The following is a 14,506-nucleotide window of genomic DNA, read 5'->3' on the forward strand; positions in this document are numbered from 1 at the left end:
CACACCTGCCCAGGTGGCGGAATTGGTAGACGCACTAGTTTCAGGTACTAGCGGGTAACTCCGTGGAGGTTCGAGTCCTCTCCTGGGCACCAGAGTTTAGGAACGGCGCAACGCAAGTTGCGCCGTTTTTCTTTTCCGCGACCGGATTATCGTTATTCAGTAGCTGACGCGACATTCCGCGAAGGACGACGTGCATTGTGTCTTGGCTATCACGCCAGGGCCGAGCCAGGATCACCGGCCTCACCTGCCCTAGACGCTGGGTGGGTTCAAAGCCTGGCACATCGACATCGATGCACCACGCTTCGATCAACCGCGCTGCTCGTATTGGCATGCCCTGCAAAGCCAATCCGTACGCGGGTTTCGGGCCAATGTTGCGGCCCGTGACGTCAGGTTACCGAAGTGGCACGCACGACGCAAGCCGCACACGCCACTCCATTCACACTCGACGCAATCGACCAACGCTTAAGCCGCCGATGCTTCGCCGTTACCGGCCGAACGCGACTTGCCGCGCTTGATCCACGCCGCCAGGTTGTGGGGACGCAGCGTGTCGTACTCCTCGAACGGCTGATGGATCCACGGATTGGTCGCAAGAAACTGCACGGCGTAATCCGGTTTGATCTTCGAGCATGCCTTGTGCCACAGCACAGCGGTGCGCACGTCGGTCACGGCCGGATAGCGCTCCTTCAGGTGACGCCCGACACGCTCCAGCGTGACGCCCGAATCCACCAGATCATCCACCAGCAACACGCGGCCTGACAGCTCGCCACGCGTCATCGTGATGTATTGCGCGATGTCGAGATCGCCCTGCTGCGTGCCGGCGGCTTCGCGATAGCTGCTGGTTGCCAGGATGGCCAACGGCAGGTCGTAGATGCGCGAAAGCTGATCGCCAACACGCAAGCCGCCGCGCGCCAGGCACAGGATCTTGTCGAACTTCCAGCCCGACTCGTGCACGATCAGCGCCAGACGCTCGATCAGACCATGGTAGTCATCCCAAGACACCCACAGGTGCGAGTCGTCGTTGATCGGCTGGTTCATGGTGTACCTCTTCGTATCGTGAATGCGGCGTGAGTTGCCGCTATCGTGTTCTATGAAAACGGCGCTCCATGCAAATTCGCCCGGCGAAGCACCGGGCGAATCTGGGAGCAACGCGTCAGTCCTTGTAGGGATGACGCAGCAGGATGGTCTCGTCGCGGTCGGGACCGGTCGAGATCATGGCGATCGGAATACCGGCCACTTCTTCGACACGCTTCAGGTAAGCCTGAGCGGTTTCGGGCAGCGCGTCCCATTCCTTCAGGCCGAAGGTGGAGGTATTCCAGCCCGGGAATTCTTCGTAGATCGGCTGGCAACGCGCCACGGCATCGGAGCCGCGCGGCAGGATGTCGATTTCCTTGCCGTCGAGCATGTAGCCCACGCACAGCTTGAGCGTTTCCAGTCCATCCAGCACATCGAGCTTGGTCATGCACAGACCAGACACACCGTTGATCTGGATCGCGCGACGCAGCGCAGCGGCATCCAGCCAACCCGTGCGGCGCGGACGGCCCGTGACCGAACCGAATTCCTTGCCGACATTGGCCAGACGCACGCCGATCGGATCCTGGCGCGCCGGGTTATCCGCATCGTACAACTCGCTCGGGAACGGGCCAGAGCCCACGCGCGTGCAATACGCCTTGGTAATACCGAGGATGTAATGCAGTTGGCCCGGGCCGACGCCTGCACCCGCGGCGGCATTACCCGCGACGCAGTTGCTCGACGTGACGAACGGATACGTGCCGTGGTCGATATCGAGCAGCGTGCCTTGCGCGCCTTCGAACATCAGGTTCTTGCCGGCAGCGTTGGCGGCAAACAGCTCGGCCGATACGTCCGTCACCATCGGGGCGAGGCGAACTGCGTACGACAGCATCTCGTCGAGCGTCTGCTGGAAATCCAGCGCCGGGTGATTCAGGTACTGCGTCAGAACGAAATTGTGGAAATCCAAGTTTTCGCGCAGACGCTCGGCAAAGTAAGCCGGGTCGAAGAGGTCCTGCACGCGCAGCGCGCGGCGGGCCACCTTGTCTTCGTACGCGGGGCCGATGCCGCGGCCGGTGGTGCCGATCTTAGCAGCGCCACGCTTGGCTTCGCGCGCCTTGTCGATGGCGACGTGGTACGGCAGGATCAGATTGGTCGCTTCCGAAATGCGCAGTCGGTTCTGCACCTGCACGCCGGCCGATTCCAGCTCGTCGATTTCCTTGAACAATGCCTCGGGCGACAGCACAACACCGTTGCCGATGTAGCACGCGACGCCGTCGCGCATGATGCCTGACGGAATCAGACGCAGGATCGTCTTCTTGCCGCCGATGATGAGGGTATGGCCTGCGTTATGTCCGCCCTGGAAACGAACCACGCCTTGCGCATGATCGGTCAGCCAATCGACGATTTTCCCTTTACCTTCGTCACCCCATTGGGTGCCGATGACGACGACATTGCGTCCTTGGCTCACTGCTGGTGCGGACATGTTGAATTTGCAGATGGGTTAAAAACGTATTCTACCCTTGTTGCCAGGGGCTTCCTTGAAATTGCGGGGTATTTACACAACGTTATGCAGCAGCTTCAGATCGAAGCGTTGCGGGGCTTGACGATCCAGCGACCGCCCTCTTCGACGAGCTGCCGGTCGTAGGCGAATTCCTCCAGATCTTCCGGGTGGCCCGGCAGCGACTGGATCACGATTTCGCCCGCAGCGCGCAACGCGGCAATCGCCTCGCGCAGCTTGGCATCACCCGACCATGGCGCGTGGATGGCGGCGGCGCGCGCCTCCACCGGCGAGATACCCGCCACTTCGCGCAGGTCCAGTGAAAAGCCTGTCGCCGGGCGGGCGCGGCCGAACGCCTCGCCGACCTTGTCATACCGGCCACCGCGCGCCACGGCATTCGGCACACCGGCCACATAGGCAGCGAACATCACACCGCTGTGGTAGTGGTAGCCGCGCAGATCGGCCAGATCGATGTTGACGGTCGCTCCGCCTGCACGCTCGGCCAGCGTAGCCAAGTCGTTCAGCGCGCGGCCGATGGCAGGCAACGCCGGCAACTGCTTGCGCGCAAGCTCGAGCACGTCAACGCCGCCGTACAGCGCCGGCAACAGATTGATGGCGTCGCGCTGAGCCGCCGGAAGATCAGCCGTGATGGCACGCAAGGCGGGCACGTCCTTGGCGGCCAGCGCCGTGAAAAGATCGTCCTGAATGCGTGCGGCAATCGGCGATTGCTCCAGCAACGCGGCCACCACGCCGACGTGACAGAGATCCAGACGCACATCGGCCAGACCCGCGGCCGACAGTGCGGCGAGCATCAGCTCCTGGATTTCCAGATCGGCTTCCAGCCCGGCGTGGCCGTAGATTTCAGCACCGATCTGCAGCGGCTCACGGGTGACGTGAAATCCACTCGGGCGCGTGTGCAATACCGAACCGGCGTAGCACAAGCGCGTGACGCCGGCGCGGTTCAGCAAGTGAGCATCGATGCGGGCGACTTGCGGTGTGATGTCGGCGCGCAGGCCGATGGTGCGGCCGGAAAGTTGGTCGACCAGCTTGAACGTCTTCAAATCGAGGTCATGCCCAGTGCCGGAGAGCAGCGACTCGATGTATTCCAGCATCGGCGGCATGACGAGTTCGTAGCCGTAAGTGCGGAACAGGTCGAGCATGCAGCGGCGCAACTCTTCGATCTTGCGCGCCTCGGAAGGCAGCACATCAGCAATGGATTCAGGCAGCAGCCAATTGGTCGGCATGGCGGTCTCGCTCGGGAGTCTGGTACGGCAGAAATTCGGTAAAAACGCAGGAAGTGCGCTAGCGATGCAGCAACCGCAGGAGGATCAGTCCAATCGCCATCGACACCAGGCCGATCACGCGAAGCTTTTCGTCGGGCAGATCAGTCAGCGTCTGGAACGCGCGTCGCCAGGCCTGCGGCGCCACGAACGGCAGAATGCCCTCGAATACGAGCACCAGCGCGCACGCTGCGAGCAAAACGTTGGGGAGTGACTCTTCCATGGGATGCGGTTGGCGAACGAACAAAACCCCGGCAAGCCGGGGTCTGTCCGCCTCAAATGATCAGCGACACATTGTACTAGCGATGGCGCCCCGTCTGGGCTGCCGGTGCCGCCGCGGAGTTGCCGCCGTTCGGGCTGCGCATGTATTTGAAGAAATCGTTGTTCGGGTGCAGCACCATCACGTCCTTCCGATCACGGAACGACGCGCGATACGCTTCCATGGAGCGCCAGAAGGCGGCGAACTGCGGATCGCGGCCAAATGCATCGGCATAAATATCTGCGGCGCGGGCGTCGCCCTCACCCTTGATCTTCTGTGCATCGCGGTAGGCATCGGCGAGGACGACTTCGCGCTGACGATCGGCATCGGCGCGGATCTTTTCGCCCTCGGCGGCACCTGTCGATCGCAGCTCGTTGGCCACGCGCTTACGCTCGGCCTCCATGCGGCGATAGACGGATTCCGTCACGCTGGCCAGCAGATCGACACGCTTCAGGCGCACGTCGATGATGTCTACGCCGACGGACTTGCCATACTCCTGCACGCCTTTGAGGATGCTCTGCATCACGGCTTCACGATCGGTCGAGACCACATCGGACACTGTGCGGCGTGCAAACTCATCGCGGGCGATAGAGTTGATCTTCTGCGTCATGCTGTCCTGCGCAAGGCGGTTATCGCCTTTGAAGCTCACGTAGAAGAGACGCGGATCGGACACGCGCCACTTCACGAACCAGTCGACCAGCAGGTTCTTCTTCTCCGCCGTGATGAAACGATCGGCGCCGGCGACATCGATGGTCTGCAGGCGCTTATCCATGAACACAACGTTCTGCAGCGGCGGCGGAAGCTTGAAGTGCAGCCCCGGCTCCTTGATGACCTGCTTGATCTCACCAAAGGCGAACACCACGGCGTACTGCCGTTGATCCACCACGAACACCACCGACGAAAACACCGCCAGGGCAATGACCAGCGCCACGAAGGCAGAAATCAGACGATTCATAGTGCCCTCCTGTTAGCGCGAATCACGGTCACGGTTGCGCAGTGCTTCGCGCGAGCGCGAGTCTGCGTCATTGGCCGGTGACGGATTGGAGGGAGTCGGTACGCCCTGCGCAGAACCGCTGTCCTGCGCTGAGGCGCCAGGCGCCGCTGCCGGGCGGGAGGTGTCGCCCTGCGTTTGCGCGATCAGCTTGTCCAGCGGCAAATACAACAGGCTGCCATTGCTCTGGTCGACCATGACCTTGGTCGAGTTGGAGTAAATGTCCTGCATGGTTTCCAGATAAATGCGATCGCGCGTAACCTGCGGCGCCTTCGCATATTCGCGTTGCACCGAGGCAAAGCGGGCCGCATCACCCTCCGCCCGTGCGATAACACGTGCCTTGTAGCCTTGCGCCTCTTCACCCAGACGGGCGGCCGTACCCTTGGCGCGCGGCACCACGTCATTGGCGTAAGCCTGACCTTCGGAGATGGCACGCTCGCGATCCTGGCCCGCCTTGGTCACATCATCGAACGCGGCCTGCACCTGCTCCGGCGGCTGCACGCTCTGCACGTTGACGCTGAGGATGCGGATGCCGGTCTTGTAAGCCGACAGGATTCGTTGAATCGATTCCGCGAGATTTCGGCCAACCGCATCGCGCCCTTCGTACAGCACCGCGTCCATCTTGTTGCGGCCAACGATCTCGCGCACCGACGTCTCGGCCGCCTGTGTCACCAATTCTTCATCGCCGCCGCGGTCCGTACGGTTGTAGAACAGGTAATCGACCGGATTGGCAATGTTGTACTGAACCGAGAAGCGCACGTCGACGATGTTCTCGTCCTGCGTGAGCATCGAGGAGTCTTTGAGGTTCGTGTCCTTGATCTGGGTCGTCCGACCAATTTCAAGCGTGCGCACGCCCGACAGGTTCACGATTTCGTGCGACTCGATCGGATACGGCAGACGCCAATTGATACCGGGCGTTGCCAGATACTTGAAGCGACCGAACTGCAGGATCACGCCTGTCTGGCCTTCCTGCACGATAAAGAAACCGCTGGCCAGCCACAGGCCCACCAGCACCGCCAGCAGCACGCCGACGCCCAGCCCCGAGCCACCTCGGCTGCTACCGGGACGCAGCGGCGTGGGACCGTCGTTACCGTTACCGCTATCCTTGCGGCCGAACAGGTTGTTCAGACGGCGATTGAAGTCGCGCCACAGCTCGTCAAGGTCGGGCGGGCCATCCTGGGGCGGCTTGCTTTGGCGCTTCGGCTCATCTTTGTCTTCGCGCTCGGCGTTGTTGTCATCGCCGCGGCCCCACCGGGGATCATTCAGCGAAAGCAGCACGCGCAAGCGGTGCCACAAACCTCGCGCCGAACGCGGCGAGGCCATGGAAGAAGACTGGGTCGAAATCTCGGGCATGAGCGGTCGGGCTTGTCCTGATTGTCTGACTGCGAAGAAGTAACGGGCCATTCTATCAGCCCTCTTCGTCACCTTTGGCGGAAGAACCGCTGCTCGGCAAGCTTTGCGACAGTTCGTCACGGTGCTCCGGCAGCAAATCGCGGCGCGTGTCGAAGCGCGGATCGAAATCGCCGCCATGCGACGCGGGGTGCTCACGCAGGCGGATCGCGGTCTCGACCAGGGCTTCGCGCAACAGATCGAGCCCGGTCCCTTCGATGGCGGAAACGAACACGCGCCGCACGGCACCGGTCTCGTCGCGCTCGATACGCGGGCCAGCGACGCGCAGCTCCTCCGCCGCGTCGATCTTGTTCATCACCAGAATCTGGGGGATGCCGCTGGCGTTGATTTCATCCAGCACGCGATCGACCTGCTCCATCTGCTCGTGCTTGACGGTGCTGGCGGCGTCCACCACGTGCAGCAGCACGTCGGCGTGCACGGTTTCTTCCAACGTGGCGCGGAAGGCGGCCACCAGCTGCGTCGGCAAATCACGGATAAATCCCACCGTATCCGACAGGACCACATTGCCCAGCCCCTCGAGGTACAGCCGGCGAGAGGTGGTGTCCAGCGTGGCAAACAGCTGATTGGCAGCGTACGCGCGCGCCTTGGTCAGCGCATTGAACAGTGTCGATTTGCCGGCGTTGGTATAGCCGACCAACGAGACGGAAAAAGCGTCGTTGCGGCTGCGCGAACGGCGCTGCGTGTCATGTTGACGTTGGAGTTTGTCCAACTCGGACGACAGACGCTTGGCGCGCTCATCGAGCATCCGGCGATCCAGCTCGAGCTGACGCTCGCCCGGGCCGCCGCGCAGGCCGACACCGCCCTTCTGGCGCTCCAAGTGACTCCATGCCCGGACAAGACGGGCAGCCTGGTACCGCACGCGTGCAAGCTCGACCTGCACCTTACCGACGTGGCTTTGCGCGCGCTGGCTGAAGATGTCGAGGATGAGTCCGGTCCGGTCCACCACGTGGCGCCCGAAAAAGCGCTCGAGGTTACGCTGCTGAGCCGGGCTGAGCGCGTGGTTGAAGATGACGATCTCCGCATCTTCCTCATCTGCGGCGATCTTCACCTCTTCGGCCTTGCCAGCACCGATGAACAACGCAGCGTCGGGCCTGGAACGCTTGCCCGTGACCGCACGCACCGGTTCAGAACCGGCGGTGGAGGCCAGCAGGGCCAGTTCGCTCAAACTTTCCTGAAAATCGTGTTTGCCGAAATCGACGGCGACCAAAATGGCGCGCGTCGGCTCCGAGCTGGAGGTGGGATGGGATGCCAAACGGGGGAATAGAGAAGGGAGAAACGGGGTGGGTGCGTCCCGCCGCGCGGAAGGCGGCGGGAGCGAGGCAGAATCAGGCGTCAGGCGCTTCGTCCACGCGGAAATTCACGGCACGGGCCGGCACCACGGTGGAGATTGCGTGCTTGTACACCATCTGCGTCACGGTGTTACGCAGGAGCACGACGTATTGGTCGAACGACTCGATGTTGCCTTGCAGCTTGATACCGTTGACGAGGTAGATCGACACCGGCACATGCTCCTTACGCAGCGCATTCAGAAACGGGTCTTGTAGCAATTGCCCTTTGTTGCTCATGGCACACTCCAGATTTATAGGTTTAGTGGTGGGTTATGGGGCTAGGAAGCCCGGGTTCAAGCAGGCGACGCAAAAAAAGTTCGTCAAAAGAGTCGGCCAGACGCGTCCAAATGACGCCAATGGCGCCTGGATTTGTAGACACCAAGCGCCATGTCTCGAGAATTTAGCCTTAGAAATCAGGGAAAGCAAACGGAAAACCGAAGACCCCGCCATATGAAATGGCTCGGCCTTTTTGGTCATCCTCCGTTCGACTGCCCCGCGTCACACGCTCCCGCCGTCGAGCACCGCCCGCGCGGCGCTCAGTCGTTCGATTGGGAGTACGGGTTTTTGTTCGTACGAAATTCGATCCGCAGCGGTGTGCCCTTCAGTTGGAAGGCCTCGCGGAAACGCCCCTCCAAGTAGCGGCGATAGGTCTCGGGAATATTCGACAGCGCATTGCCGTGAATCACCACGATCGGCGGGTTGGAACCGCCCTGGTGCGCGTAGCGCAGCTTGGGGCGTGAAACGCCTGCGCGTCGCGGCTGCTGGTACTCGACCGCCTCCATCAGCACGCGCGTGAGCTTCGGCGTGGGCAGCTTGACCATGGCGGCAGCATAGGCGGCGTCCACGGACTTCATCAGCGCGCCAATGCCAGTGCGCTCCTTGGCGGAAATGTAATGCACGTTGGCGAACGACAGGAACTGAAGCTTGCGCTCCATATCGTGCTTGATGCGATCGCGGGCATGCCCGGTCAGGCCATCCCACTTGTTCACACCGATTACCAGCGCGCGGCCGGATTCGACGATGAAGCCGGCGATATGCGCGTCCTGATCGGAAATATCCTGCTGCGCATCGAGGATCAGCACGACCACGTTGGCATCTGCAATGGATTGCAGCGTCTTCACCACCGAGAACTTCTCAATCGCCTCGAACACCTTGCCACGCTTGCGCAAGCCCGCCGTATCGATAAGCGTGTAAGGTTTGCCGTTACGCTCGAAGTCCACGTAGATGGCATCGCGCGTCGTGCCCGGCATGTCGAACGCGATCACGCGCTCTTCGCCGATCAGGGCGTTCACCAGCGTCGACTTGCCCACGTTCGGACGGCCAACGATGGCGATACGGGTACCGTGGTCGTGCGCGTCGGCTGCCTCGGCAAGCTCGGGGCGCTCGGCAAATGCCAAGTCGAGCGCCTCCGCCACCAAATCATTGACTCCGTCGCCGTGCGCGGCCGATATGGCAGCCGGATCGCCCAAACCAAGCTCGTAGAAATCGCTGGCGACGGCGGTGTAGCGCATGCCCTCGGCCTTGTTGACGGCGAGCAGGATGCGGCGCCCGGTTTTGCGCAGGTAATCGGCGATCACGCGATCCTGCGGCGCCAGTCCCAGGCGGCCATCGACGATGAAGATCACGACATCGGCTTCAACCACGGCCTGGCGCGTCTGCTTGGCCATCTCAGCCACGATGCCTTCCTTGGCAACGGGTTCGAAGCCGCCGGTATCGATGGCGATGAACGGACGGTCGCCGACCCGGCCTTCGCCGTAGTGGCGATCGCGCGTCAGGCCCGGAATATCCGCAACCAACGCGTCACGCGAGCGCGTCAGACGGTTGAAGAGGGTCGATTTGCCGACATTCGGCCGCCCTACAAGGGCAATGACTGGTTTCATGCTTGTGTGCCGCACGCGAATAGCGCCACGGCAAATTCTGATTGTTGCAACTGCGGTTGGCATCTGCACGGCTGAATGCCTGGTGACACAGATGCAAGACGCCCGCGGAGTACGCGGGCGCAAGTTCGAGGCGGCTCAGCCGCCCCGATGTGATGTGTGTGCCGCCGCAAACCACCCGGCCGCGGCCGCGAATGTTACTTCGGCAGATAGCCGTAGACACCGCCGCCGCGGGTTTGGACGACGAGTGTCTGGCCGACCACCACAGGTGCTGCGCCAATGGCGCTGCCGTCGGTTTTCACGCGCGCGACGAACTTGCCATCATCGCGCGACAGGAAATGCAGCCAACCTTCGGAATCGCCCACGATGACCGCACGGCCAAACGCCAGCGGCGTACCGAGGTCGCGCCATAGCAGCGCGTCGTTTTTCCAGAGGTCGGCACCGTTTTGTGCGTTAAAGCCGTAGACAACCGACTTCTCGTCAGCGGCGAACAACCCGCCATCATCTTGCGTCACGCCGGTCGGCGACGAGAAATCACGACCCCAGCGCGGGGCGCCAGTGCTCATATCAAAACACGCCACGCGACCTTGGAAACTGGCTGCGCAGACTTGCGAACCGTTGACCGACGGCGCACCGGTCACATCGTTCAGCCGCTCGATTTCCGATACGCCACGCGGATACGACACGGCAGCTTCCCAGCGCAGCGCGCCATTGCTGGCCGACAGCGCACCCAGCTTGCCACCGGCAAACCCCAGGATGATGTTATCGCCGGCAAAAATCATCGGCAGACTGCTGCGCAGGTTCAGCGCCGAGGGAGAACGCTGATAGATCCACTTGCGTTCGCCGTTGCTGGGGTCCAGACCCAGGACGCGACCATCCGTCGTGCGGACGATCACCAATCCCTGCCCAACCAGCGGCGCCGTCAGGACTTCACCGTTAACGGCGACCTTCCACTTCTGCGCGCCCTTTTCGTCGAAAGCGATGACCGCGCCCTTCTCACCCGCCACCGCGGTCAGGGTGCCGTCGCTGCCGGGGCCAGTGGTCAGGTCCACGTCCGCCTTGCCTTGCCAGACCGTGCGGCCGGTCGCGCCATCCAGGGCGGTCACAGTACCGCCGGCGGCCGACACGTAGACGTTGTTGCCCGCCACCGCCGGCTGCATCACGTAGCGGCCGCTCTTGCCGACGCTGACGCTCCACACCTGACGCACTGCCAGCACTTGCTGAACCTCCATCAGCTTGGCCGGCTCATGCTTGTTCTTGCTGCTGAACAGCGAGCAACCGCCAAGGACAGCCGTCGCTGCCAGTGCCAGCACTGCCACGCGCGCCGCCTGTGCAATACCGCGCGCGACACCACCCTGCTCAAGTGCGTGAATCATGAAATCGGGATCCTTTTGTTATGCGTTGAACTGCACGAGGGTGCGCCAATCAGGCGCCGCCCAGGGCATCCAGCTTGAACTGCACGATCTGGCGCGCCGAAGCGTCAGCCGGACCGAACTTTTCCAACGCCAGCTTGTAGGCAGCGCGGGCTTCTTCGTTCTTGTTCTGCGCGGCCAGCAGATCGCCGCGACGATCGGCGTAAAGCCCGGCGAACGCCGGCGCAACGTCGCCGGAGACTAGCGCGATGCCCTGATCGTAGGCTTTCTCATCGAGCAGAAGGCCAGCCAGGCGCAGCTTGGCGAGCGCCTTGTATTCGTCGTCGCGCGCATGATCAACCGTCCATTGCAGCTGCGCCTTGGCGCTGGCCACATCGTTGGCTTCGTACAGCGCCTTGGCTGCGGCCAGCGCGGTCATCTGCGCGTAAGCCGTGCCGCCGAACTTGTCTTCCATGTCAGTGGCGGCGCGCTTGATCTTCTCAGCATCCTTGCCATCAACGGCCTTCTGTACCTGCTCGTACAGCACGGACGCTTCGCCGGCCTGCTTGCGCTGCCAGTTCTTCCAGCCAAACCAACCGGCCACAGCCAGCAGCACCACGATGGCGACCCATGTGACTACGTTGCCGTTATCACGCCACCAGTGCTTGAGGCTCTCAATTTGTTCCTGTTCTTCGAGATCGTAGGCCATGCTTTGCAGAGCTTGAATATTGGGAGTGAATCGCGGTTGTTCGCTGCCGAGGTCAGCTGCCCGCTGTTAGTCGTTATTGGCCACCAGGGCGTCGATCAGGCGGTCGACCAGTTGGTCCGACGGCACGGTCTGCTGGGCATCCGCGGTCGGATCGCCCCGCAGCGGCTTGATCTGGGCGACGCCTTGGGTGACTTCATCGTCGCCAATGATAACCGCATAGGAGGCGCCACTTGCGTCAGCGCGCTTGAACTGCGACTTGAAGCTACCGTTGCGGCCTTCCGGCGAGGCGTGCAGGATGACGTCGAGGCCGGCATCGCGCAGGCGCTCTGCCGCGATCAGCGCCTGCACCTGTGCCTCGTCTCCCTGGTGGACGATATAGACGTCACAGCCTTGTGCTTCTGGCTCGAGCTTTTCTTCACGCAGCAGTTCAATGATGCGCTCGACACCCATCGCCCAACCGCATGCGGGGGCTGGCTTGCCACCGATCTGCTCGATCAGCGGGTCATAGCGGCCGCCACCGGCCACAGTGCCCTGCGCGCCCAGCTTGTCCGTCGTCCACTCGAAGACGGTGAGGTTGTAGTAGTCCAGCCCCCGCACCAGACGCGGATTGATGGTGAACGGAATGTTGTTCGCCTTGAGGAGCTTTTGCACGCCCTCAAAGTGCGCGCGCGATTCGTCGCCCAGGTAGTCGATCAGCTTGGGCGCGCCTGCGGCCATGTCCTGCAGCGCCGGGTTCTTGGTGTCGAGCACGCGCAGCGGATTGCTGTACAGGCGGCGCTTGCCGTCCTCATCCAGAATGTCCTGGAAGCCTTCCAGATATTTGATGAGATCGGCGCGGTGTGCAGCGCGCTCTTCCGCCTGACCGAGCGAGTTCAGCTCCAGCTTAAGGCCGACCAGGCCGAGGTCGTCCCACAGCCGCTGGCACATCAGGATGACTTCTGCGTCGATGTCCGGGCCCGCAAAGCCCAGCGCTTCTACGCCCACCTGATGGAACTGGCGATAGCGACCGCGCTGCGGACGCTCGTGACGGAACATCGGGCCGGTGTACCACAGGCGCTTCGGGCCGTCGTACAGCAGGTTGTGCTCGATCACGGCGCGCACAGCGGCAGCGGTGCCTTCGGGGCGCATGGTCAGTTGTTCGCCGTTCAACGCATCGGTGAAGGTGTACATCTCTTTCTCGACGATGTCCGTCACCTCGCCGATGCCACGCACAAACAATTGCGTCTGCTCTACGATCGGCGTGCGAATCTGCTGGTAGCCATAGGCGCGCAGCATGCTGCGCACGGCGTTATCAAAGTGCTCCCACAGCGGGGCGTCAGCAGGCAGCAAGTCGTTCATGCCTTTGACGCCAGCGATCTTCTGCACGCGTTGTTTTTGTGTATCGCTCATGATGTCACGTTGAAAGCCGGCTTCTCGCATCTACCTTCATGCAAGGCCGGCCGGTCGTTTCGTGCTTCGGCTTTGGATTCCGAAGCCTGATGTCGCTTTAGACCGCCGCCGGAGTCTGTGCGCCGTAATGCGTCCGCACGTACTCGTCGACGATCGCCTGGAATTCTTCTGTGATGCGCTCGCCGCGCAACGTTTTCACCTTCACGCCATCAACGAAAACCGGCGCCGCCGGCGACTCGCCCGTGCCTGGCAGCGAAATGCCGATATTGGCGTGCTTGCTCTCTCCGGGGCCGTTGACGATGCAGCCCATCACGGCCACATTCATCTCTTCGACGCCGGGGTACTGCTCCTTCCACACCGGCATCTGCTCGCGCAAATACGACTGGATGCGCGCCGCGAGTTCCTGGAACACCGTGCTGGTCGTGCGCCCACAACCCGGGCACGCGATCACCATGGGCGTGAAATTGCGCAGGCCCATGGTCTGCAGAATCTCTTGCGCGACGATGACTTCCTTCTCGCGCGGCGCACCCGGTTCCGGCGTGAGCGAAATGCGGATCGTGTCGCCGATGCCTTCCTGCAGCAGCACTGACAACGCCGCCGTGGAAGCGACGATACCCTTGCTCCCCATGCCGGCCTCGGTCAGGCCCAGGTGCAGCGCGTAATTGCAGCGACGCGCCAGCTCGCGGTACACAGCAATCAGATCCTGCACCGCCGACACCTTGCACGACAGGATGATCTGGCTGCCTGGCAAGCCCAGTTCTTCAGCCTTCTGCGCGGACTGGATCGCGGAGGTGATCAGCGCCTCGACCATCACGGCGCGGGCATCCCAGGGGGTTGCACGTTGCGCGTTCTCGTCCATGATGCGCGCAAGCAGATCTTGGTCAAGGCTGCCCCAGTTCACCCCGATACGCACCGGCTTGTCGTAGCGGCAGGCGATCTCGATCATCTGCGCAAACTGCATGTCGCGCTTGGCACCTTGCCCGACGTTGCCCGGGTTGATCCGGTACTTGGATAGCGCCTGCGCGCACTCCGGATAGTCCTGCAGCAGCTTGTGGCCGTTGTAATGGAAATCGCCGACCAGCGGCACATCCACACCCATGCGGTCGAGCTGCTCTCGGATGGCCGGCACCGCGGCCGCAGCAGCCGGGGTATCCACTGTGATGCGCACCAACTCAGAGCCGGCTCGCGCCAGTTCCTTTACCTGGATTGCGGTACCGATGGCGTCCGACGTGTCGGTATTCGTCATCGATTGCACGCAGACCGGCGCGTCGCCACCGACGTGCACAACACGATCACCCCAGCGGATTTGCGCGGCGCGCGAGTTCCGGCGCGGCAGCGGGCCCACCAAGGCTGGAGCGCAATCGAGAGGTGTGGAGATTTCCATGATCAGACAGGGCGCACTGCC

At 62.5% G+C, this 14,506-nt stretch carries 13 protein-coding genes and 1 tRNA gene; 1 reads left to right on the forward strand and 13 read right to left on the reverse strand.

The features are described 5' to 3' along the window. Nucleotides 1-7: 7 nt before the first annotated feature. Nucleotides 8-92 (forward strand) — tRNA-Leu (locus AAHM38_RS02105). A gap of 370 nt (nt 93-462) precedes the next feature. Here AAHM38_RS02105 and AAHM38_RS02110 read toward each other — a convergent pair. The 13 genes from AAHM38_RS02110 to ispG form a co-directional block, all read right to left on the reverse strand. Next, entirely contained in the window at nt 463-1,035 is a 573-nt protein-coding gene (locus tag AAHM38_RS02110; RefSeq protein ID WP_027677618.1) for a phosphoribosyltransferase, read from the reverse strand. Between the two features lie 115 nt (nt 1,036-1,150). Next, a complete protein-coding gene (locus tag AAHM38_RS02115; protein WP_116574861.1) occupies nt 1,151-2,491 on the reverse strand; it encodes an adenylosuccinate synthase in 1,341 nt (446 codons plus the stop codon). A 95-nt stretch (nt 2,492-2,586) separates the two neighbouring features. After that, entirely contained in the window at nt 2,587-3,750 is a 1,164-nt protein-coding gene (locus tag AAHM38_RS02120; protein WP_116574860.1) for an ATP phosphoribosyltransferase regulatory subunit, read from the reverse strand. 58 nt (nt 3,751-3,808) lie between these two features. After that, on the reverse strand, nt 3,809-4,009 hold the full coding sequence (locus AAHM38_RS02125; RefSeq protein WP_027677621.1) for a DUF2065 domain-containing protein: 201 nt from the start codon (nt 4,007-4,009) through the stop codon (nt 3,809-3,811). Nucleotides 4,010-4,085: 76 nt separating this feature from the next. Next, on the reverse strand, nt 4,086-5,000 hold the full coding sequence (gene hflC, locus AAHM38_RS02130; protein WP_116574859.1) for a protease modulator HflC: 915 nt from the start codon (nt 4,998-5,000) through the stop codon (nt 4,086-4,088). A 12-nt stretch (nt 5,001-5,012) separates the two neighbouring features. Continuing rightward, on the reverse strand, nt 5,013-6,389 hold the full coding sequence (gene hflK, locus AAHM38_RS02135; RefSeq protein WP_116574858.1) for an FtsH protease activity modulator HflK: 1,377 nt from the start codon (nt 6,387-6,389) through the stop codon (nt 5,013-5,015). 55 nt (nt 6,390-6,444) lie between these two features. Next, entirely contained in the window at nt 6,445-7,698 is a 1,254-nt protein-coding gene (gene hflX, locus AAHM38_RS02140; RefSeq protein WP_116574857.1) for a GTPase HflX, read from the reverse strand. A gap of 73 nt (nt 7,699-7,771) precedes the next feature. Further along, nucleotides 7,772-8,011, reverse strand: a complete 240-nt coding sequence (hfq, locus tag AAHM38_RS02145; protein ID WP_004626316.1) for an RNA chaperone Hfq — start codon at nt 8,009-8,011, stop codon at nt 7,772-7,774. 299 nt (nt 8,012-8,310) lie between these two features. Then, nucleotides 8,311-9,654, reverse strand: a complete 1,344-nt coding sequence (gene der, locus AAHM38_RS02150) for a ribosome biogenesis GTPase Der (RefSeq protein ID WP_009238402.1) — start codon at nt 9,652-9,654, stop codon at nt 8,311-8,313. 194 nt (nt 9,655-9,848) lie between these two features. After that, nucleotides 9,849-11,027: an outer membrane protein assembly factor BamB gene (bamB, locus tag AAHM38_RS02155; RefSeq protein ID WP_012761773.1), complete on the reverse strand. Its 1,179-nt coding sequence runs from the start codon at nt 11,025-11,027 to the stop codon at nt 9,849-9,851. A 49-nt stretch (nt 11,028-11,076) separates the two neighbouring features. Further along, nucleotides 11,077-11,712 carry a YfgM family protein gene (locus AAHM38_RS02160; RefSeq protein ID WP_012761772.1) on the reverse strand — a complete coding sequence of 212 codons (636 nt, stop codon included), beginning with the start codon at nt 11,710-11,712 and terminating at the stop codon, nt 11,077-11,079. Nucleotides 11,713-11,778: 66 nt separating this feature from the next. After that, the gene (hisS, locus tag AAHM38_RS02165; RefSeq protein ID WP_009238404.1) at nt 11,779-13,101 is read right to left on the reverse strand and encodes a histidine--tRNA ligase; all 1,323 of its coding nucleotides are present in this window, start codon (nt 13,099-13,101) and stop codon (nt 11,779-11,781) included. 97 nt (nt 13,102-13,198) lie between these two features. Continuing rightward, entirely contained in the window at nt 13,199-14,485 is a 1,287-nt protein-coding gene (gene ispG / locus AAHM38_RS02170; protein WP_116574856.1) for a flavodoxin-dependent (E)-4-hydroxy-3-methylbut-2-enyl-diphosphate synthase, read from the reverse strand. Between the last annotated feature and the right edge of the window lie 21 nt (nt 14,486-14,506).

It is taken from the genome of Ralstonia sp. OTU4908 (assembly GCF_038440115.1).
In the GTDB taxonomy this organism is placed as follows: Bacteria; Pseudomonadota; Gammaproteobacteria; order Burkholderiales; family Burkholderiaceae; genus Ralstonia; species Ralstonia pickettii.